Source organism: Sphingosinicella sp. (assembly GCF_041916975.1).
GTDB lineage: Bacteria > Pseudomonadota > Alphaproteobacteria > Sphingomonadales > Sphingomonadaceae > Sphingosinicella.
This window is the reverse complement of record NZ_JAYRYK010000001.1, coordinates 2,847,015-2,873,595: the sequence shown is the minus strand read 5'-3', so window position 1 is coordinate 2,873,595 and position 26,581 is coordinate 2,847,015. Positions and strand designations below refer to the sequence as shown.

The 26,581-nt window shown below is 65.4% G+C and carries 28 protein-coding genes; 7 read left to right on the top strand and 21 right to left on the bottom strand.

Going from position 1 to position 26,581, the window contains the following annotated elements; genetic code table 11:
- Position 1: 1 nt before the first annotated feature.
- From rplV to ACE3TJ_RS13460, 16 genes are all read right to left on the bottom strand, one after another.
- Positions 2-388 carry a 50S ribosomal protein L22 gene (gene rplV, locus ACE3TJ_RS13535; protein ID WP_121047250.1) on the bottom strand — a complete coding sequence of 129 codons (387 nt, stop codon included), beginning with the start codon at positions 386-388 and terminating at the stop codon, positions 2-4.
- 3 nt (positions 389-391) lie between these two features.
- Positions 392-667, bottom strand: a complete 276-nt coding sequence (gene rpsS / locus ACE3TJ_RS13530; protein WP_293780878.1) for a 30S ribosomal protein S19 — start codon at positions 665-667, stop codon at positions 392-394.
- A 3-nt stretch (positions 668-670) separates the two neighbouring features.
- Entirely contained in the window at positions 671-1,510 is an 840-nt protein-coding gene (gene rplB / locus ACE3TJ_RS13525) for a 50S ribosomal protein L2 (protein WP_374596985.1), read from the bottom strand.
- A 3-nt stretch (positions 1,511-1,513) separates the two neighbouring features.
- Positions 1,514-1,831 (bottom strand): 50S ribosomal protein L23, encoded by a 318-nt coding sequence (locus ACE3TJ_RS13520; RefSeq protein WP_293780884.1) that lies wholly within the window; start codon positions 1,829-1,831, stop codon positions 1,514-1,516.
- Positions 1,824-2,444, bottom strand: coding sequence for a 50S ribosomal protein L4 (rplD, locus tag ACE3TJ_RS13515; RefSeq protein WP_374596983.1), 621 nt, complete (start codon positions 2,442-2,444; stop codon positions 1,824-1,826). The genes ACE3TJ_RS13520 and rplD overlap by 8 nt, the downstream gene beginning before the upstream one ends.
- A 2-nt stretch (positions 2,445-2,446) precedes the next feature.
- Positions 2,447-3,211: a 50S ribosomal protein L3 gene (rplC, locus tag ACE3TJ_RS13510; protein ID WP_374596981.1), complete on the bottom strand. Its 765-nt coding sequence runs from the start codon at positions 3,209-3,211 to the stop codon at positions 2,447-2,449.
- A gap of 62 nt (positions 3,212-3,273) precedes the next feature.
- Entirely contained in the window at positions 3,274-3,588 is a 315-nt protein-coding gene (gene rpsJ, locus ACE3TJ_RS13505) for a 30S ribosomal protein S10 (protein ID WP_121047244.1), read from the bottom strand.
- Between the two features lie 113 nt (positions 3,589-3,701).
- Positions 3,702-4,892 (bottom strand): elongation factor Tu, encoded by a 1,191-nt coding sequence (gene tuf, locus ACE3TJ_RS13500; protein ID WP_374596978.1) that lies wholly within the window; start codon positions 4,890-4,892, stop codon positions 3,702-3,704.
- 66 nt (positions 4,893-4,958) lie between these two features.
- The gene (fusA, locus tag ACE3TJ_RS13495) at positions 4,959-7,034 is read right to left on the bottom strand and encodes an elongation factor G (RefSeq protein WP_374596976.1); all 2,076 of its coding nucleotides are present in this window, start codon (positions 7,032-7,034) and stop codon (positions 4,959-4,961) included.
- A 19-nt stretch (positions 7,035-7,053) separates the two neighbouring features.
- Entirely contained in the window at positions 7,054-7,524 is a 471-nt protein-coding gene (rpsG, locus tag ACE3TJ_RS13490; RefSeq protein ID WP_374596973.1) for a 30S ribosomal protein S7, read from the bottom strand.
- Positions 7,525-7,536: 12 nt separating this feature from the next.
- Positions 7,537-7,908 carry a 30S ribosomal protein S12 gene (rpsL, locus tag ACE3TJ_RS13485; RefSeq protein ID WP_121047240.1) on the bottom strand — a complete coding sequence of 124 codons (372 nt, stop codon included), beginning with the start codon at positions 7,906-7,908 and terminating at the stop codon, positions 7,537-7,539.
- Between the two features lie 295 nt (positions 7,909-8,203).
- The gene (locus ACE3TJ_RS13480) at positions 8,204-9,466 is read right to left on the bottom strand and encodes an amidohydrolase family protein (RefSeq protein ID WP_374596970.1); all 1,263 of its coding nucleotides are present in this window, start codon (positions 9,464-9,466) and stop codon (positions 8,204-8,206) included.
- A 25-nt stretch (positions 9,467-9,491) separates the two neighbouring features.
- Positions 9,492-12,164, bottom strand: coding sequence for a preprotein translocase subunit SecA (secA, locus tag ACE3TJ_RS13475; protein ID WP_374596967.1), 2,673 nt, complete (start codon positions 12,162-12,164; stop codon positions 9,492-9,494).
- Between the two features lie 81 nt (positions 12,165-12,245).
- Complete coding sequence (locus tag ACE3TJ_RS13470) at positions 12,246-12,554, bottom strand: energy transducer TonB (RefSeq protein WP_374596965.1); 309 nt, start codon at positions 12,552-12,554, stop codon at positions 12,246-12,248.
- A gap of 52 nt (positions 12,555-12,606) precedes the next feature.
- Positions 12,607-13,002, bottom strand: coding sequence for a Cu(I)-responsive transcriptional regulator (gene cueR, locus ACE3TJ_RS13465; protein WP_374596963.1), 396 nt, complete (start codon positions 13,000-13,002; stop codon positions 12,607-12,609).
- Positions 12,999-15,173, bottom strand: coding sequence for a copper-translocating P-type ATPase (locus ACE3TJ_RS13460; RefSeq protein WP_374596961.1), 2,175 nt, complete (start codon positions 15,171-15,173; stop codon positions 12,999-13,001). The genes cueR and ACE3TJ_RS13460 overlap by 4 nt, the downstream gene beginning before the upstream one ends.
- Before the next feature lie 97 nt (positions 15,174-15,270).
- Between ACE3TJ_RS13460 and ACE3TJ_RS13455 the strand changes: the two genes are divergently transcribed.
- The 4 genes from ACE3TJ_RS13455 to ACE3TJ_RS13440 all read left to right on the top strand — a co-directional run bounded on the left by ACE3TJ_RS13455 (position 15,271) and on the right by ACE3TJ_RS13440 (position 19,237).
- Positions 15,271-16,953 (top strand): copper resistance system multicopper oxidase, encoded by a 1,683-nt coding sequence (locus tag ACE3TJ_RS13455; protein ID WP_374596959.1) that lies wholly within the window; start codon positions 15,271-15,273, stop codon positions 16,951-16,953.
- Positions 16,950-17,963, top strand: a complete 1,014-nt coding sequence (locus tag ACE3TJ_RS13450; protein WP_374596957.1) for a copper resistance protein B — start codon at positions 16,950-16,952, stop codon at positions 17,961-17,963. The genes ACE3TJ_RS13455 and ACE3TJ_RS13450 overlap by 4 nt, the downstream gene beginning before the upstream one ends.
- A gap of 148 nt (positions 17,964-18,111) precedes the next feature.
- Positions 18,112-18,705 (top strand): PEP-CTERM sorting domain-containing protein, encoded by a 594-nt coding sequence (locus ACE3TJ_RS13445; protein ID WP_374596954.1) that lies wholly within the window; start codon positions 18,112-18,114, stop codon positions 18,703-18,705.
- Between the two features lie 130 nt (positions 18,706-18,835).
- A complete protein-coding gene (locus ACE3TJ_RS13440) occupies positions 18,836-19,237 on the top strand; it encodes an acyl-CoA thioesterase (protein WP_374596952.1) in 402 nt (133 codons plus the stop codon).
- A 4-nt stretch (positions 19,238-19,241) separates the two neighbouring features.
- On the opposite strand, the gene ACE3TJ_RS13435 is transcribed toward ACE3TJ_RS13440, so the two are convergent.
- From ACE3TJ_RS13435 to ACE3TJ_RS13420, 4 genes are read right to left on the bottom strand one after another with little or no spacing between them, the layout of a single operon-like run.
- Complete coding sequence (locus tag ACE3TJ_RS13435) at positions 19,242-19,967, bottom strand: peptidase (RefSeq protein ID WP_374596950.1); 726 nt, start codon at positions 19,965-19,967, stop codon at positions 19,242-19,244.
- A gap of 13 nt (positions 19,968-19,980) precedes the next feature.
- On the bottom strand, positions 19,981-20,799 hold the full coding sequence (locus ACE3TJ_RS13430; protein ID WP_374596948.1) for a transglutaminase domain-containing protein: 819 nt from the start codon (positions 20,797-20,799) through the stop codon (positions 19,981-19,983).
- A complete protein-coding gene (locus ACE3TJ_RS13425; RefSeq protein WP_374596946.1) occupies positions 20,799-21,758 on the bottom strand; it encodes an alpha-E domain-containing protein in 960 nt (319 codons plus the stop codon). Before ACE3TJ_RS13425 ends, ACE3TJ_RS13430 begins: the two co-directional genes overlap by 1 nt.
- A 1-nt stretch (position 21,759) precedes the next feature.
- Positions 21,760-23,151, bottom strand: a complete 1,392-nt coding sequence (locus ACE3TJ_RS13420) for a circularly permuted type 2 ATP-grasp protein (RefSeq protein WP_374596944.1) — start codon at positions 23,149-23,151, stop codon at positions 21,760-21,762.
- Between the two features lie 187 nt (positions 23,152-23,338).
- Between ACE3TJ_RS13420 and argJ the strand changes: the two genes are divergently transcribed.
- The 3 genes from argJ to ACE3TJ_RS13405 are packed head-to-tail and all read left to right on the top strand — an operon-like array spanning position 23,339 to position 26,189.
- Positions 23,339-24,577, top strand: coding sequence for a bifunctional glutamate N-acetyltransferase/amino-acid acetyltransferase ArgJ (gene argJ / locus ACE3TJ_RS13415; protein WP_374596942.1), 1,239 nt, complete (start codon positions 23,339-23,341; stop codon positions 24,575-24,577).
- 11 nt (positions 24,578-24,588) lie between these two features.
- Complete coding sequence (locus ACE3TJ_RS13410; RefSeq protein ID WP_374596940.1) at positions 24,589-24,891, top strand: DNA-binding protein; 303 nt, start codon at positions 24,589-24,591, stop codon at positions 24,889-24,891.
- A gap of 59 nt (positions 24,892-24,950) precedes the next feature.
- On the top strand, positions 24,951-26,189 hold the full coding sequence (locus tag ACE3TJ_RS13405) for a TCR/Tet family MFS transporter (RefSeq protein WP_374596938.1): 1,239 nt from the start codon (positions 24,951-24,953) through the stop codon (positions 26,187-26,189).
- On the opposite strand, the gene trxA is transcribed toward ACE3TJ_RS13405, so the two are convergent.
- Positions 26,186-26,533 carry a thioredoxin gene (gene trxA / locus ACE3TJ_RS13400; protein WP_374599407.1) on the bottom strand — a complete coding sequence of 116 codons (348 nt, stop codon included), beginning with the start codon at positions 26,531-26,533 and terminating at the stop codon, positions 26,186-26,188. The two genes, ACE3TJ_RS13405 and trxA, sit on opposite strands and share 4 nt — an antisense overlap.
- Positions 26,534-26,581: the final 48 nt, after the last annotated feature.

The following is a 26,581-nucleotide window of genomic DNA, read 5'->3' as shown; positions in this document are numbered from 1 at the left end:
ATTACGCTCCTGCCTCTTCGTCCGCTTCACGCACCACGATGCGAATGCGGCTGATCGGCTTCATGATCTTCGCCGAACGACCACGCGCACGCGGCGTCCAGCGCTTCATCGTGATCGACTTGCCGACGCTGGCTTCCTTCACCACGAGCGCATCGACGTCGAGGTTGTGGTTGTTTTCCGCGTTCGCGATCGCCGAGGCGAGAACCTTGCGAACGTCAACGGCCATCGCCTTCGTGGAGAAGGTGAGGATGTTGAGCGCTTCGCCGGCCTTCTTGCCGCGAATGAGACCGGCAACGAGGTTCAGCTTGTATGCCGAACCGCGCACGGTCGTCGCCACCGCGAGCGCTTCGCGCTCGCCGACACGACGGGGGTTTGCAGCCTTGCTCATCGCTTACCTCTTCGCCTTCTTGTCGGCGGTGTGGCCGAAATAGGTGCGCGTCGGCGCGAACTCGCCGAGCTTCATGCCCACCATGTCCTCGTTGACGGTCACCGGCACGAACTTCTTGCCGTTGTAGACGTTGAAGGTGAGGCCAACGAACTGCGGCAGGATCGTCGAGCGGCGCGACCAGGTCTTGATCGGCGCACGCGCACCGGAATCCTGGGCGGTCTCGGCCTTCTTCAGAAGGTGCAGGTCGACAAACGGACCCTTCCAGACGGAACGCGCCATGGCTTACCTCTTCTTCTTCGCGTGACGCGAACGGATGATCATCGCGCTCGACGCCTTCTTCTTGTTCCGGGTCTTGGCACCCTTCGTCGGCTTGCCCCACGGGGTCACCGGATGACGGCCACCCGAGGTGCGGCCTTCACCACCGCCGTGCGGGTGGTCGACCGGGTTCTTGGCGACACCGCGCGTCAGCGGACGCTTGCCGAGCCAGCGGTTGCGGCCGGCCTTCGCAAGGTTCTGGTTCGAGTTGTCGGGGTTCGACACCGCGCCGACCGTCGCCATGCAATCGGCGGGGACGTAGCGCTGCTCGCCCGAACCGAGGCGGACGATCGCCATGCCGCGGTCACGGCCGACGACCTGCACATAGGTGCCTGCCGAACGTGCGATCTGGCCGCCCTTGCGGGGCTTCATCTCGACGTTGTGGACGATCGTGCCGACCGGCATCTGACCGATTTCCATCGCGTTGCCCGGCTTCACGTCGGTCTTCTTGCCCGCGACGACCGTGTCGCCGACAGCAAGACGCTGCGGTGCGAGGATGTAGTTCAGCTCGCCGTCCTCGTACTTCACGAGGGCGATGAACGCCGTGCGGTTCGGGTCATACTCGATCCGCTCGACAACGGCCGCCATGTCCCACTTGCGACGCTTGAAATCGACGATGCGATAACGACGCTTGTGACCGCCGCCAATGCCGCGCGCGGTGGCATGGCCCTGGTTGTTGCGGCCGCCGGACTTGTGGAGACCCTCGGTCAACGCCTTGACGGGCTTGCCCTTGAAGAGCTGCGACTTGTCGACGAGGACGAGGCCGCGGCGCGCTGCGCTGGTGGGGTTATAGGATTTGAGCGCCATGGCTTAGATTCCCGTGGTCACGTCGATCGACTCGCCTTCGGCGAGCGTCACGACGGCTTTCTTCGCGTCGGAGCGGATGTAGCGCTGACCCTTCCAGCGCTTCGTCTTGCCCTTGGCGATGAGCGTGTTCACGCCCTTCACCTTGACATCGAACAGCGCTTCGACCGCCGCCTTGATGGCGGGCTTGGTCGCGGTCTTCGCGACGTGGAACACAACCTGGTTGTATTCCGACACCTGCGTCGACTTCTCGGTGATGACCGGCGACAGGATCACGTCGTAGTGCTCCAGCGCGATCTCGGCCTTCTTCGCAGCTTTAGCCATTGAAGCGCGCCTCCAGCTTTTCGACCGCCGACGTCGTGAGGACGAGCGTGTCGTGATTGAGGATGTCGTACACGTTCGCGCCGATGACCGGCAGCACGTCAACCTTGTAGAGGTTCGCGCAGGCCAGACGGAAGTTCGCGGGCGTGTCGCCGTCGATGAAGAGGCCGCTGGTGATGCCGAGCTTGCCGAGCTGCTCGCGCAGCGCCTTCGTCTTGGCATCCTTCAGCTCGAGGTCCTTGAGGACGATGAGCTTGCCTTCCTTCGCCTTCGCCGACAGCGCGGTCTTGAGGCCGAGGACGCGGATCTTCTTGTTCAGGCTCTGCTCGAACGAGCGGGCGCGCGGACCGTGGGCCTTGCCGCCGCCGATGAAGATCGGAGCGCGGCGGTTGCCGTGACGAGCCGTACCGCCGCCCTTCTGGCGACCGAACTTCTTGCCGGTGCGTGCAACATCCGAACGCTCGCGCGCGGCACGGGCGTAGCCGCGACGGTTGGCGAGCTGCCAGTTGACGACGCGGTGCAGGATGTCGGTGCGAAGTTCGAGACCGAAGATCTCGTCGTTCAGTTCGACATCGCCAGCAGCCTTCGCGTCGAGGGTCTGTACCTTGATCTTCATGTTCAGCCCTCCTGGCCGTCGGTGGCGGTTTCGACCGTCTCGGCAGCCGGCGTTTCAGCCGGGGCCTCGGCGGGGGCCGCTTCGTTGTTGTTCGCGCTGCGAATGCCGGCCGGATACGGAGCCTCGCCAGGACGCGCCACCTTCACGGCGTCGCGAACTTCGAGCCAACCACCCTTGTGACCGGGGACCGAACCCTTGACGAAGATCAGACCGCGCGCGACGTCGGTGCCGACGATCTCGAGGTTCTGCTGCGTGCGGTTGCGGGCGCCCATGTGGCCGGCCATCTTCTTGTTCTTGAAGACCTTGCCGGGATCCTGGCGGTTACCCGTCGAACCGTGCGAACGGTGCGAGACGGACACGCCGTGCGTCGCGCGCAGACCGCCGAAGCCCCAACGCTTGATGGCGCCGGCGAAGCCCTTGCCCTGCGTGGAGCCGGTGATGTCGACGTACTGACCCGCGACGAAATGGTCGGCCGAAAGTTCGGCACCCACGTCGACGAGCGCATCTTCCGTAACGCGGAATTCGACAACCTGCGCCTTCGGCTCGACTTCGGCCTTGCCGAAGTGGCCGCGCTGCGGCTTGGCGACGTTCTTAACCTTCGCGGTGCCGGCACCGAGCTGGAGCGCGACATAACCGTCGCGGTCCTCGGTACGCTGTGCAACGACCTGGCAGCCTTCAAGGCTGAGGACCGTCACAGGAACGTGCCGGCCGTCATCCTTGAACAGCCGGGTCATTCCCACCTTCTTTGCGATCACGCCAGTGCGCATGATCCTGTTCCTTCCTCTTCAGAGGCCCACTCCGCGGAGCGGGCTTGAGTTAAAACGTCAGGCTAGGCCTGCAACTTGATCTCGACATCCACACCCGCGGCGAGGTCGAGCTTCATCAGCGCGTCCACCGTCTGCGGCGTCGGCTGAACAATGTCCAGCAGGCGCTTGTAGGTGCGAACCTCGAACTGCTCGCGCGACTTCTTGTCGACGTGCGGCGAGCGGTTCACGGTGAACTTCTCGATGCGCGTCGGCATCGGGATGGGTCCGCGCACCATCGCGCCCGTCCGCTTCGCCGTGTCGGCGATTTCGCCCGTCGCCTGATCGAGCACGCGGTGATCGAAGGCCTTGAGGCGGATGCGAATATTCTGCGTTTCCATGCGGGTACCCGTTCAAACCTTTATTTGGCCGACCAATTTCGACCCTGACAATCAACCGGCAAAAGCAAACCGGTCCGGCACGTTTTCGTGCCGGACCGGCGATATGCTTTCGCTTACTTCGTGATTTCCGCCACGACGCCCGAACCCACGGTGCGGCCGCCTTCGCGAATGGCGAAGCGGAGACCCTGGTCCATGGCGATCGGCGCAATCAGCTTCACACCGAGTTCGATGTTGTCGCCCGGCATCACCATCTCGGTGCCCTCGGGGAGAACAACTTCACCCGTCACGTCGGTCGTGCGGAAGTAGAACTGCGGACGATAGTTCGCGAAGAACGGCGTGTGACGGCCGCCTTCATCCTTCGACAGAACGTAGACGTTCGCCTTGAAATCCGTGTGCGGCGTGATCGTGCCCGGCTTGCAGAGAACCTGGCCACGCTCCACGTCTTCACGCTTCGTGCCGCGGAGCAGCGCGCCGATGTTGTCGCCAGCCTGGCCCTGATCGAGCAGCTTGCGGAACATTTCGACGCCCGTGACGGTCGTCTTCGTCGTCGGACGGATGCCGACGATCTCGACTTCCTCACCAACCTTGACGATGCCCGTTTCGACACGGCCCGTGACAACGGTGCCGCGGCCCGAGATCGAGAACACGTCTTCGATCGGCATCAGGAACGCCTTGTCGAGCGGACGCGCCGGCTGCGGGATGAATTCGTCAACGGCCTTCATCAGCTCGAGGATCGAGTTCTTGCCGATGGCGTCATCGCGACCTTCGAGGGCGGCGAGAGCCGAACCCTTGATGATCGGAATGTCGTCGCCCGGGAAGTCGTACTTCGAGAGAAGCTCGCGGACTTCGAGCTCGACGAGTTCGAGAAGCTCGGGATCGTCGACCTGATCGACTTTGTTCATGTAGACGACGAGCGCCGGCACGCCGACCTGACGCGCGAGCAGGATGTGCTCGCGGGTCTGCGGCATCGGGCCGTCAGCGGCGTTCACGACGAGGATCGCGCCGTCCATCTGCGCAGCGCCGGTGATCATGTTCTTCACATAGTCGGCGTGGCCCGGGCAATCGACGTGGGCGTAGTGGCGGTTTTCGGTCTCGTACTCGACGTGCGCCGTCGAGATCGTGATGCCGCGCTCACGCTCTTCCGGTGCCTTGTCGATGTTGGCGTAGTCCGTAAACGTGGCGCCGCCGAACTCCGACAGAACCTTCGTGATCGCCGCCGTCAGCGTCGTCTTGCCATGGTCGACGTGACCGATGGTGCCGATGTTGCAGTGCGGCTTGTTGCGCTCAAACTTCGCTTTCGCCATGTCTCTAACCCTCTTGTCTTCTGCTGTCTCTGGCCTCGCGGCCAATTCCGATTGCCAACCAAATTCTCAGGCGAGCTTCGCCTTGACTTCCTCGGCGACGTTCGCCGGAACTTCCTCGTAATGACTGAACTGCATCGTGTACTGCGCCCGGCCCTGCGAGAAAGAACGGAGCTGGTTGACGTACCCGAACATGTTCGCCAGCGGCACGATCGCCTCGACCACCTGCGCGTTGCCGCGGCTGTCGGTCCCCTGGATCTGGCCGCGCCGCGAATTGAGATCGCCGATGACGTCGCCCATGAACTCCTCGGGCGTCACCACTTCGACCTTCATCACCGGCTCGAGCAGCTTGATGCCGGCCTTCTGGGCCGCTTCGCGCATCGCACCACGACCGGTGATTTCGAATGCCATCGCCGACGAGTCAACGTCGTGGTAGGCGCCGTCCGTCAGCGTCGCGGTGAAGTCGATGATCGGGAAGCCGATCAGCGAACCCGAAGCCGCAACCTCGCGAATGCCCTTCTCGACCGAAGGGATGTATTCGCGCGGAACGTTGCCGCCCTTGACCTCGTCGACGAAAAGCACGCCCTGGCCGCGTTCGCCCGGCTCGACCGTCATCTTCACGCGGCCGAACTGACCCGAACCGCCTGACTGCTTCTTGTGCGTGTAGTCGATATCGACCTTGCGCGCGAGCGATTCGCGGTACGCCACCTGCGGCGCGCCAACGTTCGCCTCGACCTTGAACTCACGCTTCATGCGATCGACGAGGATTTCGAGGTGAAGTTCGCCCATGCCCTTGATGATGGTCTGGCCGCTTTCCATGTCCGACGACACGCGGAAGCTCGGGTCTTCCTGCGCCAGACGATTGAGCGCGATGCCCATCTTCTCCTGGTCGGCCTTGGTCTTCGGTTCGACCGCGACCTCGATGACCGGATCCGGGAACTCCATGCGCTCCAGGATGATCGGCGCATTCGGCGCGCAGAGCGTTTCGCCCGTGGTGACTTCCTTGAGACCGACGAGCGCGACGATGTCGCCCGCGTAGGCTTCCTTGATGTCTTCACGCTCGTTCGCATGCATCAGGAGCATACGGCCGATCTTTTCCTTCTTGTCCTTCACCGAATTGAGCACGGTGGAGGAGCCCTCGAGCTTGCCCGAGTAGATGCGCGCGAAGGTGAGTGTGCCGACGAACGGGTCGGTCATGATCTTGAACGCCAGCGCCGAGAACGGCTCGCTGTCATCCGCCTTGCGGGTATCGACCGTCTCGCCGTCGAGCTTGACGCCCTGCACGGCCGGCACGTCGAGCGGGCTCGGCAGATAGTCGACGACGGCGTCGAGCAGCGGCTGCACGCCCTTGTTCTTGAACGCCGAGCCGCACAGCACCGGCACGAACGCGAAGTTCAGCGTACCCTTGCGGATCAGCGCCTTCAGCGTCGCGGGATCGGGAACGTTGCCTTCGAGGTAGGCTTCCATGACGGCATCGTCCTGCTCGACGGCCATCTCGATGAGTTCCTGGCGGGCAAGCTCTGCGGCGTCCTTGAGCTCGGCCGGAATGTCCTGATACTCGAACTTCGCGCCCAGCGACTCCTCGAGCCAGATGATCGCGCGGTCCTCGACGAGGTCGACGAGACCCTTGAACGAGCTCTCGATGCCGATCGGGAGGTAAAGCACCAGCGGACGCGCACCGAGGCGGTCCTTGATCATCTGGACGCAGCGTTCGAAGTTGGCGCCGGTGCGATCGAGCTTGTTGACGAAGCACATGCGCGGAACGCGGTACTTGTCGGCCTGACGCCACACCGTCTCCGACTGCGGCTCCACGCCGGCAACACCGTCGAAGCACGCAACGGCACCGTCGAGCACGCGAAGGCTGCGCTCGACTTCGATGGTGAAGTCGACGTGGCCGGGCGTGTCGATGATGTTGATGCGGTGATCGTTCCAGAAACAGGTCGTCGCGGCAGACGTGATCGTGATGCCGCGCTCTTGCTCCTGCTCCATCCAGTCCATCGTCGCCGTGCCTTCGTGCACTTCGCCGATCTTGTAGGACTTGCCGGTGTAATAGAGGATTCGCTCGGTCGTCGTCGTCTTGCCGGCATCAATGTGCGCCATGATGCCGATGTTGCGATATTTATCGAGCGGATGGCTGCGGGCCATTGCGATCAGTCCTTAATCTTTACCAGCGGTAGTGCGCGAAGGCGCGGTTCGCCTCGGCCATACGGTGCGTGTCTTCGCGCTTCTTCACGGCGGTACCGCGGTTCTGCGAGGCGTCCATCAGTTCGCCCGAAAGGCGCGCCGACATGGTGTTCTCGCTGCGGTTGCGCGCCGCCGAGATCAGCCAGCGAATCGCCAGCGCCTGCGAACGGTCCGGACGCACCTCCACGGGCACCTGATAGGTCGCACCGCCGACGCGGCGGCTGCGGACTTCGATGCCCGGCTTCACGTTGTTGAGCGCGTCGTGGAAGACCCCGATCGGGTCCTTCTTCATCTTCGCTTCAACGTTGTCGAGAGCGCTGTAGACGATCGTTTCGGCGACCGACTTCTTGCCCTGATACATCACGAGGTTCATGAACTTCGTGAGCGTGACATCCCCGAAGCGGGGATCGGGGAGAATTTCGCGCTTCTCCGGACGGCGACGACGAGCCATTTCTCTAGTTCCTTACTTAGGCCGCTTGGCGCCGTACTTCGAACGGCTCTGCTTGCGATCCTTGACGCCCTGGGTGTCAAGAACACCGCGCAGCACGTGATAACGCACGCCCGGCAAATCCTTCACGCGGCCGCCGCGGATGAGCACCACCGAGTGCTCCTGAAGGTTGTGGCCTTCACCCGGGATGTAGCCGATCACCTCGAAACCGTTGGTCAGGCGAATCTTGGCCACCTTGCGGAGCGCCGAGTTCGGCTTCTTCGGGGTCGTCGTGTAGACGCGCGTGCACACGCCGCGCTTCTGCGGATTCGCTTCGAGCGCCGGCACCTTGTTGCGCGCCTTCTGCGGATTCCGACCCTTGCGGACCAGCTGGTTGATCGTCGGCATTAACGCTTCAGCCTCTTGTTTCCAAATCCATGCAAGCCTCAGGGCCAGCCGCGCGCAAAGCATCCGCGATCGATTCGCGGACAAATGCAAACGGTCCCGGCGGGCACCTTAACGGCCCCACCCGGACCCTTATTTCGCGGCCTTTCGGCCTATCAGCTCTAAAAACCCGTTCCAGGACAGCGTCTAGGACGAACGCCTACCACCAGCCCGCGAGTACGGGCGCGGCTTATATGCGCGCCTCCCCCCAAGGTCAACGGCTTTTGTGACGGTTCTCCGCGGGTCTTCGACGATGCGCTCAGCGCGCATCTTTCACGATGTCGCCGCCCTTCATCACGAAAGGAACATTCGCGAGCAACGTCACGTCCGCCGTCGGGTCGCCGGCGACCGCGATGAGGTCTCCGTAGCGGCCTGGCGCGATCGCGCCGACGTCCGATTCGCGGCCCAGCGCCTCGGCCGCGCTGCGCGTCGCCGCGCGGATCGCGTCCATGGGCGTCATGCCGTACTCCACCATCACGCGGAACTGCTTGCCGACCTCGCCATGCGGCATCACGCCCGCATCGGACGCGAACACCATCTTCACGCCTGCCTTGTGCGCGGCGCGGAAGCCGTCGCGCTGAATCTGGGCGATCTCGCGATCTTTCCGCAGATTGTCCTCCAGCACGCCGTTCTTGCGCCCCTCGGCCTGCGTATACTCGGTGTTGTAGATATCCATCGCCAGCACCGTGCCGCGCTCCTTGGCGAGGCGGATGCCCTCGGCGTCGATGAGGCTCGCGTGCTCGATCGTGTCGATGCCGGCGCGAATCGCCGCCTTGATGCCGGAGGTGCCGTGCGCGTGCGCGGCGACCTTCAGGCCCCACATGTGCGCCTCGTCGGCGATGGCGCGCAGTTCGGTCTCCGAGAGCTGCTGCTGGCCGGGCTCGGTGTTGCGCGAGAAGACGCCGCCCGTGGCGCACACCTTGATGACCTCGGCGCCATACTTCCTCTGCTCGCGCACACGTACGCGAAGCTCATCGGGCGAATCGCCCACGGCCTCACCCTTGCGGTGGAACGACGGCGGGAAATAGGTTTCGTCGCAGTGGCCGCCCGTGGCGCCGAGTGCATAGGCGGCGGGAACGATTCGCGGCCCCGTCGCGAAGCCCTCCTCTATCGCCTGCTTGATGCCGACGTCCGAATAGCCCGCCGAGCCGACGTTGCGGACGGTTGTGAACCCCGCCTCCAGCATGTCTCGCGCGTTCGCCGCGCCAACGACCGTCCAGAAGCTGTCGGTGAAGACGAGGCTGTTGTAGCCGCCGTAGACGGGCGCGCTGTCGAGATGGACGTGCATGTCGATAAGGCCGGGCACGAGCGTCATGCCGGGCAGGTCGACGCGTTTCGCGTCCGCCGGGACGCCCGCGCCGCCGGAGACCGAGACAATCCGGCCATCGGTGATCACCACCACCGGGTTCGACACCATCCTCCCGGCAACGACATCGACCATGCGGTCCGCAGTGACGACGACGGTTTCCGCCCGCGCCGCGCCTGAAAGCAGCGCGGCGGCGGCAAGTGCCAGTTTCAGCATTTCACCCCCCCAGAGAAGCGAAGGCTCAGTCCTTCGCGCCGTGGCAGTGCTTATACTTCTTGCCGGAGCCGCAGGGACAGGGCTGATTGCGACCGACGGCGGCGCCCGTTTCCGCGAGCAGATCAGGATCGGCGGCGAGCGAATCGTTCTCGCCCGTGAACGGATCGATGTGCGTGGTCAGGAACTCCGGCGGCGTGCGCGGCAGCGGCGGCGGGGCCATTTCGAACTGCGCGTGGCTGAGCATCCGCGTCACTTCCTCGCGGATGGCGACGAGCATCCGCTCGAAGAGCGCGAAGGCTTCCTGCTTGTATTCGTTGATCGGCTGCTTCTGCGCATAGGCGCGCAGGTGGATGACGGCGCGCAGCGCGTCGAGCGTCGCGAGATGCTCTTTCCAGTGGTGGTCGATCGCCTGGAGGAGGAAGCTCTTCTCGATCTGCGTCCACGTTTCCGCTGGGATGTTCGCCGTCTTCGCCTCAAGCGCGTCCTTCGCGGCCGCCTCGATACGCTCGATGAAGATTTCCTGATCGACCGCCTGCTCGCCGATCCAGTCCTCGATCGGCAAATCGAGCGAGAACAGGCGCCCAAGATCGGCCCTCAGCCCTTCGACGTTCCACTGCTCGGGGTAGCTTCCGGCCGGGCAGTGCAGCGCCACGAGGTCGTTGGCGGTCTCGGAGCGCATATCGGACACGACATCGCCGAGCGTTTCGGAATCCATCACGTCGGCGCGCTGCTCGTAAACGACCTTGCGCTGGTCGTTCATCACGTCGTCGTACTGGAGGAGCTGCTTGCGGACGTCGTAGTTGCGGGCCTCGACCTTCCTCTGCGCGGTCTGAATGGCCTTCGAGATCCACGGGTGGACGATCGCCTCACCTTCTTCGAGGCCGGACTGCATCATGCGGTTCAGCATCGATTGCTGGCCGAAGATGCGCAGCAGATCATCGTCGAGGCTGAGGTAGAAGCGCGAGAAGCCCGGATCGCCCTGACGGCCCGAACGGCCGCGCAGCTGGTTGTCGATGCGGCGGCTCTCGTGGCGCTCGGTGCCGAGCACGAACAGGCCGCCCGCGGCCTTCACCGCCTCGCGTTCGGCGGCGACCTCCTGCCGGATGCGCTCGACCTCCTGTTCCTTCTCGGGGCCTTCGGACATCGTCTTCAGCTCGTCGTCGACACGGAACTCGACGTTACCGCCGAGCTGGATGTCGGTGCCGCGGCCCGCCATGTTGGTGGCGATGGTGACGGCGCCAAGACGGCCCGCCTGCGCCACGATATGCGCCTCCTGCTCGTGGAAGCGCGCGTTCAGCACGTTGTGCTCGACGCCTTCCTTCGTCAGGTACTCGGAGAGCATTTCCGACTTCTCGATGGAAACGGTGCCGACGAGCACGGGCTGGCCCTTGAGGCTCGCCTCGCGGATCGCCTTCACGATCGCGCCGTACTTGTCCTGCGCGTTCTTGTAGAACTCGTCGTCCACGTCGATGCGCTTCACGGGCACGTTCGTCGGGATCTCGACCGTGTTCAGCTTATAGATGTCATAGAATTCCGCCGCTTCGGTCGCCGCCGTGCCGGTCATGCCGCCAAGCTTGGGGTACATGCGGAAATAGTTCTGGAAGGTGATCGAGGCGAGCGTCTGGTTCTCCGGCTGGATCTCGACGCCTTCCTTGGCCTCGACGGCCTGGTGGAGCCCGTCGGACCAGCGGCGCCCGTCCATCATGCGGCCGGTGAACTCGTCGATGATGACGATCTTGCCGCCCTTCACGATATAGTCGGTATCGCGGCGGAAGATGATGTTGGCTTTCAGCGCCTGATTAAGGTGGTGGACCACCTGCGTGTTCTCGAAATCGTAGAGGTTCTCGCCCACGAGCAGCCCCGCCGCTTCGAGCGCGCGCTCGGCGGCCTCCGTGCCGTCTTCGGTGAGCGTGATCGATTTCTGCTTCTCGTCGACCTCATAGGCCTCCTTGGGAAGCTGCTTCACTACGGCGTCGACGGAGACGTACAGGTCGGTCTTGTCCTCGGTGGGGCCGGAGATGATGAGCGGCGTGCGCGCCTCGTCCACGAGGATCGAGTCGACCTCGTCGACGATCGCGAAGTTGAACGGCCGCTGCACCATCGACTCGCGCGAATACTTCATGTTGTCGCGCAGGTAATCGAAGCCGAACTCGTTGTTGGTGCCGTAGGTGATGTCCGCGCCATAAGCGGCGCGGCGGGTCGCCTCGTCGATGTTCGGGACGATGACGCCCACGGACAGCCCGAGGAAATTGTGGATCTTGCCCATCCAGCCGGAGTCGCGGCGGGCGAGATAGTCGTTCACGGTGACGACGTGGACGCCCTTGCCCTCGATGGCGTTGAGGTACGTGGCAAGCGTCGCCACCAGCGTCTTGCCCTCGCCCGTGCGCATCTCGGCGATCTCGCCCCGGTGCAGCACGATGCCGCCGATGAGCTGCACGTCGAAATGCCGCATCCCGAGCACGCGCTTCGAAGCTTCGCGCACCGTGGCGAAGGCTTCGGGGAGCAGCGCATCCAGCGTCTCGCCTGCGGCAATGCGCTGGCGGAATTCGTCCGTCTTCGCCTTGAGCTGCTCGTCGGAGAGCGCCTCGAACGCGGCTTCAAGATCGTTGACCTTGCGGACGATGGGAGAGAGCGACCGGACGTAGCGATCGTTGGAGGAGCCGAAGATACGCTTCGCGAGCGCGTTAAAACCCAGCATGGAGGACCTTGTGCGCAAAGGGCGGGGCCGCACAGGCGGGCCCCAACATCGCCGCCGACATAGGAACGGTGCGCTTTATAGTCAATGAATGCGGGTCTCGGGAATCTGTGGCGGGGCCACTTCCCGCACCGGCGGCACCTGCCAGCGATACGTCTCTACCCGCTCGTAGGAAACGGCCTTGCCGCCGTAATGCCTCACCTCGTAGCGCTTCGTCCGGCGCAGCAAGGAGCATGTTCTGGCATCCAGCTTCGCGTAACCGCTGGAGCGAAGCACCCGGCATTCCGAGACCCGGCCATAGGTGTTGATCCGCAGGCTGACGTCCACCACGCCGTCGGCCGCCACCGCCCCTTGAGGCAGAAAGAACACGCCAAGCAGGATGAGATAGCGCATCGAAGGTCGCTCCGGTCCGAAATGTCACCGATACGTCACGGCACGTCGCCGTTCAGTTAACCTTCGCCGCCAGCGCATCGATGATCGGGCAATCGGGACGGGAGTCGCCGTGGCAGCCCTTCGCGAGGTGGACGAGCGTGCTGCGCATCGCCTCGATCGCCTTCATCTTCTCGCCGAGCGCCTCGGCCTGCTGAAGCGCGAGGCGCTTCACGTCGGCGCTGCTGCGCTCGCGATCGGACCAGAGCGCAAGGAGCGTGCGGATTTCCTCGATGCCGAAGCCGAGATCGCGCGCATTGGCGATGAAGCGCAGCCGATGCACATCGTCCTCGCTGTAGTCGCGGTAGCCGGACTCGCGCCGGGGCGGCACGGGGATGAGGCCGATCCCCTCGTAGTGGCGGATCATGCGCTGGCTGACGCCGCTTTTCTTCGATGCACCCCCGATGTTCACAGCTTCGCCCCCCTCAGCCGCAGCGCATTGCCGATCACCGTGACGGAACTGAGGGACATGGCCGCACCCGCGATCATCGGGCTCAAAAGCAGCCCGAACACCGGATAGAGCACACCCGCTGCGATCGGCACGCCCGCCGCGTTGAACACGAACGAGAAGAACAGGTTCTGGCGGATGTTGCGCATCACCGCGCGGCTGAGGCGGCGGGCACGAACGATCCCGCGAAGATCGCCCTTCACGAGCGTGACGGCGGCGCTTTCCATGGCAACGTCCGTCCCCGTGCCCATCGCGATGCCGACGTTCGCGGCGGCGAGCGCGGGCGCATCGTTGATGCCATCCCCCGCCATGGCGACGACACGGCCCTCGGCGCGCAGGCGCTCGACGGCCTTCTGCTTGTCGGCAGGCAGCACCTCCGCAATCACCGCATCGATGCCGCCGATCTTCTTTGCGACGGCTTCTGCCGTGGCGCGGCTGTCACCGGTGAGCATGACGACGTGCAACCCCTCACGCTTGAGGTCTGCGATGGCCTCCACCGCGCTCTCCTTCACCGGGTCGGCAACGGCAAGGAAGCCGGCGAACACGCCGTCCACGGCAAGGTACATGACGCCCTCGCCCGCTGCGCGCCGGGCATCCGCCTTCGCGTCGAACGCCGAGGTGTCGAGCCCCGCCATCATCGCGCGGTTGCCGAGAAGGACGCGGCGACCGTCGACGACACCCGAGACGCCCTTGCCGGTTTCGGACGCGAAATCACTAACAGTCGCGGACGCGAGGCCGCGTTCCTCCGCGCCGTCGACAATGGCTGCGGCGAGCGGGTGCTCGCTGCCGCGCTCAACGGCAGCAGCCAGGCGCAGCATCGTATCCGGGTCGTCGCCCTCGATGCCGACAAGGCGCGGTTTGCCGAGCGTCAGCGTGCCGGTCTTGTCGACGACGAGCGTGTCGACCTTTTCCATGCGCTCTAGCGCCTCGGCATTGCGGACGAGGACGCCCGCCGCCGCGCCGCGCCCGGTGCCGACCATGATCGACATCGGCGTCGCAAGACCGAGCGCACAGGGGCAGGCGATGATGAGGACCGAAACGCCCGCGACCAGCGCATGGGCGAGGCGCGGCTCCGGCCCCACGAACAGCCACACGGCGAAGGCGAGCACCGCGACCAGCACCACGGCGGGCACGAACCAGCCGGAAACCGTGTCGGCGAGGCTCTGGATCGGCGCGCGCGAACGCTGCGCCTCCGCCACCATGCGAACGATCTGCGCGAGCATCGTGTCGCTGCCGACGCGCGCGGCGCGGACGACGAGCATCCCGGTGCCGTTCACCGTCGCACCCGTCACCGCGTCGCCGGGCGCCTTTTCGGCCGGCACCGGTTCGCCCGTCAGCATTGATTCGTCGACCGACGAGCGGCCGTCCTCCACGATGCCGTCCACCGGGATCTTCTCGCCGGGGCGCACGCGCAGCCGGTCGCCGACGGTAATGTGGCCGATGTCCACATCCGCCTCGCTGCCGTCCGCCGCGATCCGCCGCGCGTGCTTCGGCGCGAGGCCGAGCAGCGCCTTGATCGCCTTGCCGGTCGCGGCGCGGGCGCGCAGCTCCAACACCTGCCCGAGCAGCACGAGCGCGACGATCACCGCCGCCGCTTCGAAATACACGGGCACCTGCCCGTGCATCGTGTGGAGGCTTTCGGGGAACAGGCCCGGCGCGAGCGTCGCGACGACGCTGTAGGCGTAAGCGACACCGACGCCGAGGCCGATGAGCGTGAACATGTTGAGGTTGCGCGTGCGGACCGAAGCGATGGCCCGCTCGAAGAACGGCAGGCCAGCCCACAGCACCACCGGAGTCGCCAGCGCAAGCTGCACGAACACCAGCGTTCGCATCGGCATCAGGTGCCAACCGAGCATGTCGGTGCCCATCGCCAGCACGAACAGCGGCAGCGCAAGCGCGGCAGCGACCCACAGGCGCCGCGTGAAGTCGATCAGCTCCGGGTTCGGCGCATCGTCCAGCGACGGCGCCTCCGGCTCCAGCGCCATACCGCAGATCGGGCACGTACCCGGCCCCACCTGCCGGATCTGCGGGTGCATGGGGCAGGTCCACATGGTGCCGGCCGCGACGTTCGCGGGATCGACCGGCGGGGCGGCGTGGTGGCCGTGATGGTGATCGTGCTTGCAGCAATCGGACACGGTGTTTCTCCTATTGCTGCACAGATTGAACCCTTACACCATGTAAGGGTCAAGACCCCTTGACCTTATCACAGTGTCAAGGTGCAGAAGCCTCGCCATGACCGGACTTCCCCTCTCGCGCCGCGCACTGATCGGCGGCATCGGCGCTTCCGCACTTTTCCCCGCATGGGCGCGCAGCGGCACCCCCGGCATTGGCGCGGCACTTTCAGGGCCGGAGATTCGGCTGAATGTCGGCCATACGCCGTTCACCGTCGGTGGCCGCACCGGCCATGCCGTGACCGTGAACGGCACGCTCCCCGCGCCGCTCATCCGTCTGAAAGAGGGCGAGCGAGCGCGGCTGATCGTCACCAATCATCTCGATGAAGACACCTCGATCCACTGGCATGGGCTGCTGCTGCCCTTCCAGATGGACGGCGTGCCCGGCATCAGCTTCCCCGGCATCGCGCCGCATTCGAGCTTCACCTACGAATTCCCGGTCATCCAGGCGGGCACCTACTGGTATCACAGCCATTCGAACCTTCAGGAGGCGATGGGCCACTACGGCCCCATCGTCATCGACCCGGCGGACGCCGATCCGGTCGCCTACGACCGCGAGCATGTCATCGTGCTCTCGGACTGGAGCTTCATGCATCCGCACGCGATCATGAAGAAACTGAAGCAGGACGCCGAGTTCTTCCGCCGCGACAACCCCAACTTCGCCGAGCTTGCCGCGGGCAAGGGCCAGACCCTGAAAGAGCGGCTGGAGTGGGGTGCCATGCGCATGAGCCCCGCCGACATCTCGGACGTAACGGGCGCGACCTACACCTATCTCGTGAACGGGCACGGCCCGGCCGAGAACTGGACCGGGCTCTTCAATCCGGGCGAGCGCGTGCGGCTGCGCATCATCAACGCGTCGGCCATGACCATCTTCAACGTGCGCATTCCCGGCCTGCCCATGACCGTTGTGAACGCGGACGGGGAGAACGTGCGGCCGGTGGAGACGGACGAACTCCAGATCAGCGTCGCCGAGACCTACGACGTGATCGTGACGCCTGGTGACGCCCCCTACACGCTCGCCGCCGAAAGCGTCGACCGCTCCGGCATGGCCCACGCGACGCTCGCGCCCCGCATGGGCATGAGCGCGCGGGTACCGAAGCTGCGCGAGCGCCCCACGCTTTCGATGAAGGACATGGGCCACGGCGGCGGCGACCATGCCGCGATGGGCCATTCGATGAAGATGCGCGATCCCGAAAACGCCGCGCGCGCGGGCGTGAAGCTCAGCCCCGGGGTCGACATGATCGCGCCGATGGCGGTCGATCGCGTCGGCGATCGGGGCCTTGGCCTTGAGGACGAAACGCACCGCGTGCTCGTCTACACCGATCTCGTCGCGCTGGCGCCGAACCCGGACACACGGCCACCCTCGCGCACGCTCGAAATCCACCTGACGAGCAACATGGAACGCTACATGTGGTCGTTCAACGGCGAGCAGTTCAGCCCGGTGACCGAGCCATTCCGCTTCGAACGCAACGAGCGGGTTCGCGTGACGCTGGTCAACGACACGATGATGGCGCATCCCATCCACCTGCACGGCCACTTCTTCGAGGTGGTGAACGGCCACGACGGCCACCATCCGCGTAAGCACACGGTGAACGTGCTGCCCGGCGGCAAGGTCTCCTTCGTCCTCACCGCCGACGCGCCCGGCGACTGGGCGTTCCACTGCCACCTGCTGATGCACATGCACCTCGGCATGTTCAACGTGGTGACGGTGCGGCCCCTTGATGGCGAAGGAGGCGCGGCATGAAGCGGCTTCTCACGCTCCTGCTGATCGGTGCCGCAAACCCGGCGCTCGCGCAGGCGCAGCAGGATCATGCCGCGCATCAGGCAGCCCCGGCAGCGACCGACCCCGACCCCCATGCGGGGCACGTGATGCCGGAAGCGGCCGATCCGCACGCGGGTCACGTCATGCCCGCCGCCCCCGCCGCGGACCCGCACGCCGGACACATGATGCCGCAGGCCGACGACCCCCATGCGGGACACGGCGCTGCGCCCTCCGGCCCGGCCATTCCGAAAAACCCACCACCCGCCGCCGCAACCAGCGGCGCGACCCACGCCGCCGATGCCGTGTTCGGCGACGACACCATGGCCGCCGCGCGCGCCGCGCTCTACACGGAAACGGGCGGCATGACGGTGGCGAAGACCATCGTCGATCGGCTGGAGGCCGGCTTTGGGCAAGGCCACGAGACATACCTGTGGGATGTGCAGGGCTGGATCGGCCGCGACATCGACAAGTTCTGGTGGAAGACCGAAGGCGAAGGCGCGTTCGGTGGCCCGCTCGAATCCGCCGAGGTGCAGGCGCTGTGGAGCCACGCGATCGCCCCGTTCTTCGATGTGCAGGCGGGCGTCCGTTACGACATCCGCCCGGAGCCGGACCGCGCGCACGCGGTGATCGGCATCCAGGGCCTCGCCCCCTACAAGTTCGAGGTCGATGCGGCCGCATTCGTCTCCACGAAGGGCGACGTGACCGCGCGCATCGAAGCCGAATACGACCAGCGCCTGACGCAGAAGCTGATCCTGCAGCCGCGCATCGAGGTGGAGCTCTCCGCGCAGGACATCCCCGAATACCGCATCGGCGCAGGCCTCTCCGCGATCGAAGCGGGCGCGCGGCTCGGCTATGAATTCGTGCCGCAGTTCCGGCCCTATGCGGGCGTCGAATGGCACCGCAAGATCGGCGACACGGCTGATTTCGCGCGCGCGGCGGGCGAAGACGTGGACGCGGTGCGCTGGCTCGTTGGCGTGCGCACCTGGTTCTGAATCCCAGAACGTCGAAATTCTTAACACTTTTTACGGAGGCGTTACGAAGCGCGACTCCGTATCGCCCGGAACAGCGTAAGTTTCCGAGCATGGCATATGCATTGCATGGTTAATTCCATCAAACTGTTGCTTTGCTTGGAGAAAAAATTTGAACATTCTGAAAGTCGCCACTGCGACCGCCCTGCTGGGCATTTCCGCTTTCGCCGCTCCCGCCAACGCTGGTCTCGTTTTCGACGTCGATCACGGCGGCTCCAGCCTCACCGTCGATACGAGCGGCTGCCTCGGCTGGTGCGGTGTTTCCGGCGGTCTCGCGTTTGCCAACGACTTCTCGTTCTCGCTTGAGGAAGGCGAAGGCTACACGTTCACCTTCGGCCAGATCACGCCGAGCGGCATCGGCGCGGGTCACGCCACGTTCACCGCGACGCTCGCCTTCTTCGAGCCGATCGCCGGTTCGGCCTCTTCGGGCGGTGAAGCCTATTACGTAACCGCCGGCGGCATCATCACCGGCGGCTGGCTGGTCTGGGACGACATTCCCACGATCGTCACTGCGGACGGTTCCGAGTTCACCGTCGATTTCCACGACCTCGCCGGCATCGATTTCTTCGCGCCGATCGGCGTGAAGGCAACGGTCAAGGCCGTGAAGGTCGTGGCGCCCGTCGAGGTGCCGGAGCCGGCTACGCTTGCGCTCTTTGGTCTTGGTCTCATCGGCCTTGGCGCCGCGCGCCGCCGCAAGGCCGCGTAACCGACCGCTTCGTCACGCAAGAGTGCCGCCGGAGTCCTCTCCGGCGGCACTTTTCGTTTGCGCCTGCGGCATTCTGTCCGAACCCGCGCGCCGCTCGCAAAACCGCCGCGCGCCTGCTATCCTCCGCAGTATGAGCAGCCCCGCCCCCTTCAGCTACGCGATCGAGATCAGCCCCGCCGATATCGATTTCATGGGGCATGTGAACAACGCGAGCTACCTGAAATGGGTGCAGGACGCCGTGCTCAGCCACTGGCAGCGCTTCGCGCCCGCCGAGGCCGTCGCCGCGCACCTGTGGGTGGCGCTCAAGCACGAGATCACCTACCGGCGGCCGACCTTCCTCGACGACGAGGTGATCGCCACCGTGCTCCTCGAAAAGGTGCACGGCGCGCGGGCGTTCTACGAAACGATCATCAAGCGCGGCGAGGAAGTGCTCGCCGAGGTGAAATCGAGCTGGTGCTGCGTGGACGCCGAAACGCTGCGCCCCGCGCGCCTCGCGCAAAACGTGATCGACCGCTTCTTCGGAAAACCCTGACTGGTCAGATTTCGATCCGCGAGAAGCCTTCACGGAGTGTGCGGCTCCATGCATCGGACATGGCCGAAAATCCGGGATCGCCGGGCTCGAAGCGGTGCGTTTCGGAAACCTTCAGCTCGTCCTTGCGCAGCACGGTGAGATCGAGCGGCATCCCGACCGACAGGTTCGAACGCAGCGTCGAATCCATCGAGAGCAGCAGCGCCTTGCGCGCGTCGTCGATCGGCATGTCCTTCCGCACCACGCGGTCGAGGATCGGCTTGCCGTATTTGTGCTCGCCGATCTGCAGGAACGGCGTGTCTTCGGTGGCCTCGATGAAATTGCCCTCGGGGTAGATCAGGAACATGCGCGGGCCGCCGCCCTTGCGCTGCCCGGCAAGGATCATCGAAGCGGTCGCGCCCTGCTTCATGCGTTCGAGCTTTTCCGAAACCTCCGCCGTAACACGCGAAAGCGTGTCGCCCACGATCTGCGCGACCTCCAGCATCGTCGCGGCCTTCATGATCGACGGCGTTTCGGTCTGGTCCGGGTCGTCGATGGCGTCGCGCAGGCGCGCGATCACCGTTTGCGTCACCGAAAGGCTGCCCGCCGTCATCAGCGCGATCACGCGCTCGCCGGGCGCCTCGAACACGAACATCTTCTTGTAGCTGGCGATGTTGTCGAAACCGGCATTGGTGCGCGTGTCCGAAAGGAGCACGATGCCATCATTGAGGAGAACGCCGACGCAGTATGTCATGGTGCTGCAACCTTTATTGCTGCACCGCGGTAACCGCAACGGTCACGTCGAGATCTTCGTTTGCAAGGCCGAACGAAACGCCCCTTATCGGCGCCGCCGCCACGGAATCGACGCCCGAGCCGAGGCGGATATAGCGTTCGTCCGGCGAGCAGCGGTTGGCGGGATCGAAACCGACCCAGCCGAGCCCTTCGATATGAAGCTCCGCCCAGGCATGGCTCGCCTCGTGCGGCACACCATCGGCGCTGGCGAAGAGATAGCCCGAAACGTAGCGCGCCGGGATGCCCACCGACACCGCGCAGGCAATGAGCGCGTGCGCGTGATCCTGGCAGACGCCGAGCGCGAGTTCGAGCGCTTCGGCGGCGGTCGTATTCGCGTGCGTTTCACCCGGCGCATACACGATGCCATCCGAAACGGCGGCGGACATGGCGTGCGCGCGATCTAGACGCGCGGTTTCAGGGATGCCCGAAACCGCCTTCGCGGCGAGTTTCCTGAGTGCCGCGTCGGGCCGCGTCGCGCGCGTGGTGCGCAGGTAGACGAGCGGCGAGATGCGCTCGCGGTGGTTCTTGAGCACGCCCGCGAGATCGATGGTTTCCACCGTGCCCGTCACGTGGATGTCGATCGCCTCGACCGGACCGTGCAGCGACATGGTGCGGATGCTGTCCCCCGCCCCGTCGGTGAACGGCTGCGAGAAGCGGCCGCCCTCCACCTCAACCTTCCAGTCGAGCGTGCGCTGGCCGGCAAAGCGCGACGGGGTGAGCCGGTGGCTCTGCACCACCTGCCGGATCGGCGCGGCGTAGCGGTAGCGCGTGACGTGCGAGACGGAGAGACGCATCATCGTCCCCCGAACAGATAGGTATCCGCGATCTCGCTGCCGAGCGCGGCGGTGCGGCGGATGTGCCCCGTGAGGAACTCGTGGAGGCCGGAAAAGACGATGTCGTCTATGTCCGTGTCGGCAAGCTCGGAAAGGATCGTGCGCGCCGTCTGGTGCGGCTTCGTGCGCTGGCCATAGGCGCGGGAGAGGCGCGCGAGGTGGTAGTTGGTCTGCTCGGCGCAGTGGATGAGCGAGCGCGGGCAGGATTTGTTGAGGATCAGGAAGTGCGCGATCTTCCCCGGCGTATAGTCCCCACCGTAAGCCCAGTGGAACGCGCGGAACACCGACATGGCGCGCAGCAGCGTCGTCCACTGGTAGTTGTCGACGCCGCCGCCCACACGGTCCGTCACCGGCAGCAGCACGTAGTATTTCACATCGAGCATCCGCGCGGTGTTGTCGGCGCGCTCGATATAATAGCCGAGGTTCATGAAGTCGTAGCCGTCCTGCTGCAGCTGCGTGCTTTCGATCGCGCCGCGCAGCAGCGCCGTCTGCCGCTTGGTCCAGTCACACAGCGTCATCAGGTCGGTGCGGCCCGGCCCGCGACGCTCGAAGCTCTTCAGGTCCTGGAAGGCGCCGTTCAACGCGTCCCACACCTCGCTGGTGACGGCAGTGCGAACGACCCGCGCGTTGTCGCGCGCGCGGGCGATGCAATTCGCCACCGACGAGCTATTCTCGCGGTCGAAGAACAGGAACGATTCGACCGTGGCAGGCGTCGTCTCGCCGTCGTAGCGCGAGGCAAAATCCGCCGCCCCGCCCGAGGCGGAAAGGATCGAGGCCCAGTCGTTCTGGTGGCCTGCGCCCACGGAGGGCATTAGCGCGATCCGGTAGCCGACCTCCAGCAGCCGCGCCATCGTTTCGGCCCGCTCCATGTAGCGCGTCATCCAGAAGAGGTTCTCGGCGGTGCGGCTCAGCATGGTCATGTCAGTCCGCCAGCACCCACGTATCTTTCACGCCGCCGCCCTGCGAAGAGTTGACGACGAGCGAGCCCTCGCGAAGCGCGACGCGCGTGAGGCCGCCCGCGCACAGGTGGATGCGTTCGCCAACGAGGCAGTAAGGCCGAAGATCGACGTGGCGCGGCGCAAGGCCGCTGTCGACGAAGGTCGGGCTCGTCGACAGCGCGAGCGTCGGCTGCGCGATGAACTCGCCGGGATTGGCCTTGATGCGACGGGCGTAGGCCTCGATCTCGTCCTTCGTCGAGGCGGGGCCGACGAGCATCCCGTAACCGCCCGAGCCGTGCACCTCTTTCACCACCAGCTCGGGCAGATGTTCGAGCACATAGGTGAGTTCATCCGGCTTTCCGCACTGCCACGTCGGCACGTTGGAAAGCACCGGCTCCTCGCCGAGATAGAAGCGGATCATCTCGGGCACGTAGGTGTAGATCGCCTTGTCGTCCGCGACACCCGCGCCGGGCGCCGAGGCGATGGCGACATTGCCCGCGCGGTACACGTTCATCAGCCCCGGCACGCCGAGCATCGAATCGGGGCGGAAGCAGAGCGGATCAAGGAAATCGTCGTCGATGCGGCGGTAGATCACGTCCACGCGCTTCGGCCCCATCGTGGTGCGCATGTAGACATGGTCGCCGTCCACGAAGAGATCCTGCCCCTCGACAAGCTCGACGCCCATCTGATCGGCGAGGAACGAGTGCTCGTAATAGGCGCTGTTGAGCGAGCCGGGCGTCAGCAGCACCACGGTCGGCTCCCCTTTGCAGCTTCCCGGCGCGACGCTCATCAGCGTGCGCCGGAGCTGGTTCGGATAGTCCTCCACCGGCTCGACGCGGTTCCGCTGGAAGAGGTCCGGGAACATGCGCATCATGATTTCCCGGTTTTCTAGCATGTACGAAACGCCCGACGGCGTGCGGCAATTGTCTTCAAGCACGAAGAAATCGCTCGGGCCGGTACGCACGAGATCGACGCCCACGATGTGGCTGTAGATGCCGCGCGGCGGCTGGATGCCCACGACCGCCGGTTCATAGGCGGCGTTCTGGAAAATGCGCTCGGCCGGGATGCGCCCGGCACGGACGATCTCGGCGCGGTCGTAAACGTCGCGGAGGAAGGCATTCAGCGCCTGCGCGCGCTGCTTCACGCCGCGCTCCAGCCGCCGCCATTCGTGCGCGGTGAACACGCGCGGGAAGATGTCGAAAGGGATGAGCCGTTCGGGATCGCCGCCCTCGCCGTAAACCGCGAAGGTGATACCGATGCGACGGAACAGGGCGTCAGCCTCGGCACGCTTCAGATCGAGGAGGTCGGGCGGCATGTCCGTCACCCAACCCGAAAGGTCGAGATAGGGTCCGCGAACCGTTTCCCCGTCGTACATTTCGTTGAACGTCGAAATGCGTTTCCCCCTTAAAACCTGCGCTCCTTCGTCTCTGCTCGCCGTTTGATCCTTATCGTTGGACATGAGCCTAACGCGCCCGAATCGGGTTGGCGAGTCCCCTCTTGCGGCTCGACCAAAACGCCGCAGTGGCCTAAACGCAGGATCAGTTCCATTCACGAGGACGATGATGCACGACCGTTCGCCGCTGGCCCCCGAGAAATTCCCCAAGCTGCCCGACATCGAGGGCGTACGCCTTGCAACCGCGCGCGCGGGATACAAGAGCTGGGACCGGGCCGACCTGCTGCTTGGCGAATTCGCCGAAGGCACTGTGGTGGCGGGGCTGACCACGACATCGAAGTGCCCCTCGCCCGAGGTCGAATGGTGCCGCGGCGCGCTTTCCGGCGGAAAGGCCCGGGCGCTCGTCGTGAACGCAGGCAACTCGAACGCCTTCACCGGGCGCCGCGGCCAGGCCGCGTGCGACACGATACTCGAAACCGTCGCCGGGGAGCTCGGCGTCGCGCGCGAAACGATCTTTCTCGCCTCGACAGGCGTGATCGGCGTGCCCCTCCCCGAAGACAAGGCGAAGGACGGCCTCCGGCAGGCGTTCAGCAAGCTCTCCGTGGGCTCCGACGCAAGCTGGCTGCACGCCGCCTCCACGATCATGACGACCGATACGTTTGCGAAGGGTGCCGGCGCCACCGCCGTTATCGGCGACCGCACCGTCGCGGTCGTCGGCATTGCCAAGGGATCGGGCATGATCGCGCCCGACATGGCAACGATGCTCGCGTTCGTCTTTACCGACGCTGCCGTCTCCCCCGCCTACCTCAAGACGATGCTCGCAGCCGCAACCGACCTCAGCTTCCACGCGATCACCGTCGATAGCGACACCTCGACCAGCGACACCCTGCTCGCTTTCGCAACCGGCGCCGCAAAGAACGCCGAGATCACCGGACCCGACTCCCCCGGCGCCGACGCCTTCCAGGCCGCGCTCACGCAAGTCTGCCGCGACCTCGCGCAGCAGGTCGTGCGCGACGGCGAAGGCGCGCAGAAGCTGATCGCCGTGGAGGTCGAAGGCGCGGTGGACGACGCCTCCGCCAAACGCATCGCACTCGCGATCGCCAACTCGCCGCTGGTGAAGACGGCGGTTGCGGGCGAGGACGCCAACTGGGGCCGCGTCGTGATGGCGGTCGGCAAGGCCGGCGAACCCGCCGACCGCGACAAGCTCTCGGTGCGCTTCGGCAACACGGTCGTCGCGAAGGAGGGCATGGTCGTCGACGGCTACGACGAAGCGCCGGTCGCCGCGCACCTCAAGGGCCAGGAGATCGAGATCGGCGTGGACCTCGGCCTCGGAGAAGGCCGGGCCACAGTGTGGACCTGCGACCTGACGCACGGCTACATCTCGATCAACGCCGACTATCGGAGCTGAGGAGGCCCGCCGTGACGATCAGCGGACCGCAGGCACGGGCAGCAAGGGCGCTGGTGCGCTGGCCTCGCGATCATGTCGCCAGGGCCGCCGGGTTGGACGAAGAAGTCCTGCTCGCGTTCGAGACGGGCGGCACCGACCTTGATCCCGATGCGCGGCACCGCCTGCGGTTGGCGCTGGAAGCGGGCGGCGCCGTGTTCCTGCCGGAGAACCGTGATGGCGGCATAGGCGTCCGCCTGAAGTTCACGACGAAGGACGTGCGCGCCATAGACCGCATGGAGAATGAAGGCGGCGCCTACGGCAGCGACGACGTCTAGACCTCGTCCCTAATCTCCCGCGTGACGCCGCGCCCGCGCGCGGCTATGAGCGCCCGGCCATGTCGTCCGCGTCATCACGTCCCGCAATCGCTTTCATCCTCGCCGTCGCCGTGCTCGACGTGATGGCGATGGGGATCGTGATTCCCGTTCTGCCCGCCCTCATCGAAGGCTTCGTGGGGTCGGAGGCTGCGGCCGGCTACTGGAACGGCATCATGGTCGCGATCTGGGCGGGGATGCAGTTCCTCTGCTCACCGATCATCGGCTCGATCTCCGACCGCTTCGGGCGGCGGCCGACGATCCTGATCTCCACTGCTGGACTGACGCTCGACTGGATCCTGATGGCGCTGGCGCCGGATCTCTGGTGGCTCGCCGTCGGCCGCATGATCGGCGGCATCACCTCATCGAGCTTCACCGCCGTCTTCGCCTACATGGCCGACATCACCGAGCCCGATCAGCGCGCGCGAGGCTACGGGCTCGTCGGCGCGGCATTCAGCGCGGGGTTCATCGCCGGGCCGCTCGTCGGCGGCGTGCTCGGCGAGATCAGCCCCCGCGCGCCCTTCTGGGCAGCGGCGGTGCTCTCCGGCATCACCTTCCTCTATGGCCTGTTCATCCTGCCGGAATCGCTGCCGCAGGAGCGGCGCATGGCGTTTTCGTGGACGCGCGCGAATCCCTTCGGAGCGCTGAAGCTACTGCGCTCGCACCCGGAACTCTCCGGCCTCGCGGTGGTGAACTTCCTGCTCTACTTCGCGCACCACGTGTTCTCCGTGGTGTTCGTGCTCTACGCCGCCCACAAGCACGGCTGGACCCCGATGTACCTCGGCTTTGCGCTCGCGCTCGCGGGCATCCTCGAAATGATCGTGCAGGCGGGGCTGGTGGGCCCGGCGGTGAAGCGCTGGGGTGACCGGCGGACGATGGTGACGGGGCTGGTGATGGGAAGCCTCGGCCTTGCGAGCATGGGCCTTGCGCCCACCGGCTTCCTCTTCACGCTGGCGCTGTTCCCGAACGCACTCTGGGCGCTCGCCATGCCGACGCTGCAATCGCTGATGACACGCCGCGTTTCCGAAAGCGAGCAAGGCCAGCTTCAGGGTGCAAACATGAGCGTCGGCAGCATCGCAGGCATCGCCTCGCCGCTGTTCTTCGGCTGGATGTACGAAATGACCGTGGGCGATGCGCCGGGCGTCAGCTTCCTGATCGCGGCGGGCATCCTCGCGGCAGGCGCAGTGCTGGCGGCGTTCGTCAGCCGCCGCGCAGCACTAGCGGAAACCGCAACGGGAGCGAAAACGCAGACCCCTGCTTAGCCCTGCTGCCGCACATCTCCAGCGAGTTCGCCGACCAGCCAGTCCTTGATCATCGATTTCGGCTGCGCGCCCACTTTGGTGGCGGCGGGCTTGCCGTCCTTGAACAGGATCATCGTCGGGATGCCGCGGATGCCGAACTGCGAGGCAAGCTCGGGGTGATCGTCGGTGTTGAGCTTGGCGATCGTCACCTGGTCGCCGAGTTCCTCCGAAAGCTCCTCGAGTGCCGGGGCGATCTGACGGCACGGCCCGCACCACGGCGCCCAGAAATCAACGAGAACCGGCTTTCCGGCGTTTGCGACCTCGGCCTCGAAATTTTCCGGGGTGATGGCGGTGGAACCCATGATACGTCTCCATGAACGACTTATTCCGCCGCAATCTGGAGACTGAACCGC

Excerpts from the sequence above, each read along its gene's own strand:
- ACE3TJ_RS13450 (WP_374596957.1), top strand. The coding sequence starts at position 16,950 with ATGAAGCGGCTTCTCACGCTCCTGCTGATCGGTGCCGCAAACCCGGCG.
- ACE3TJ_RS13425 (WP_374596946.1), bottom strand. The coding sequence starts at position 21,758 with ATGACCATGCTGAGCCGCACCGCCGAGAACCTCTTCTGGATGACGCGC.
- ACE3TJ_RS13480 (WP_374596970.1), bottom strand. The coding sequence starts at position 9,466 with ATGCTGAAACTGGCACTTGCCGCCGCCGCGCTGCTTTCAGGCGCGGCG.
- rplV (WP_121047250.1), bottom strand. The coding sequence starts at position 388 with ATGAGCAAGGCTGCAAACCCCCGTCGTGTCGGCGAGCGCGAAGCGCTC.
- fusA (WP_374596976.1), bottom strand. The coding sequence starts at position 7,034 with ATGGCCCGCAGCCATCCGCTCGATAAATATCGCAACATCGGCATCATG.
- rpsJ (WP_121047244.1), bottom strand. The coding sequence starts at position 3,588 with ATGGAAACGCAGAATATTCGCATCCGCCTCAAGGCCTTCGATCACCGC.
- tuf (WP_374596978.1), bottom strand. The coding sequence starts at position 4,892 with ATGGCGAAAGCGAAGTTTGAGCGCAACAAGCCGCACTGCAACATCGGC.
- ACE3TJ_RS13420 (WP_374596944.1), bottom strand. The coding sequence starts at position 23,151 with ATGTACGACGGGGAAACGGTTCGCGGACCCTATCTCGACCTTTCGGGT.
- secA (WP_374596967.1), bottom strand. The coding sequence starts at position 12,164 with ATGCTGGGTTTTAACGCGCTCGCGAAGCGTATCTTCGGCTCCTCCAAC.
- rpsL (WP_121047240.1), bottom strand. The coding sequence starts at position 7,908 with ATGCCGACGATCAACCAGCTGGTCCGCAAGGGTCGGAATCCGCAGAAG.
- ACE3TJ_RS13405 (WP_374596938.1), top strand. The coding sequence starts at position 24,951 with ATGTCGTCCGCGTCATCACGTCCCGCAATCGCTTTCATCCTCGCCGTC.
- rplD (WP_374596983.1), bottom strand. The coding sequence starts at position 2,444 with ATGAAGATCAAGGTACAGACCCTCGACGCGAAGGCTGCTGGCGATGTC.
- ACE3TJ_RS13455 (WP_374596959.1), top strand. The coding sequence starts at position 15,271 with ATGACCGGACTTCCCCTCTCGCGCCGCGCACTGATCGGCGGCATCGGC.
- ACE3TJ_RS13470 (WP_374596965.1), bottom strand. The coding sequence starts at position 12,554 with ATGCGCTATCTCATCCTGCTTGGCGTGTTCTTTCTGCCTCAAGGGGCG.
- ACE3TJ_RS13520 (WP_293780884.1), bottom strand. The coding sequence starts at position 1,831 with ATGGCTAAAGCTGCGAAGAAGGCCGAGATCGCGCTGGAGCACTACGAC.
- rplC (WP_374596981.1), bottom strand. The coding sequence starts at position 3,211 with ATGCGCACTGGCGTGATCGCAAAGAAGGTGGGAATGACCCGGCTGTTC.
- rpsS (WP_293780878.1), bottom strand. The coding sequence starts at position 667 with ATGGCGCGTTCCGTCTGGAAGGGTCCGTTTGTCGACCTGCACCTTCTG.
- rpsG (WP_374596973.1), bottom strand. The coding sequence starts at position 7,524 with ATGGCTCGTCGTCGCCGTCCGGAGAAGCGCGAAATTCTCCCCGATCCC.
- ACE3TJ_RS13440 (WP_374596952.1), top strand. The coding sequence starts at position 18,836 with ATGAGCAGCCCCGCCCCCTTCAGCTACGCGATCGAGATCAGCCCCGCC.
- rplB (WP_374596985.1), bottom strand. The coding sequence starts at position 1,510 with ATGGCGCTCAAATCCTATAACCCCACCAGCGCAGCGCGCCGCGGCCTC.
- ACE3TJ_RS13435 (WP_374596950.1), bottom strand. The coding sequence starts at position 19,967 with ATGACATACTGCGTCGGCGTTCTCCTCAATGATGGCATCGTGCTCCTT.
- argJ (WP_374596942.1), top strand. The coding sequence starts at position 23,339 with ATGCACGACCGTTCGCCGCTGGCCCCCGAGAAATTCCCCAAGCTGCCC.
- ACE3TJ_RS13430 (WP_374596948.1), bottom strand. The coding sequence starts at position 20,799 with ATGCGTCTCTCCGTCTCGCACGTCACGCGCTACCGCTACGCCGCGCCG.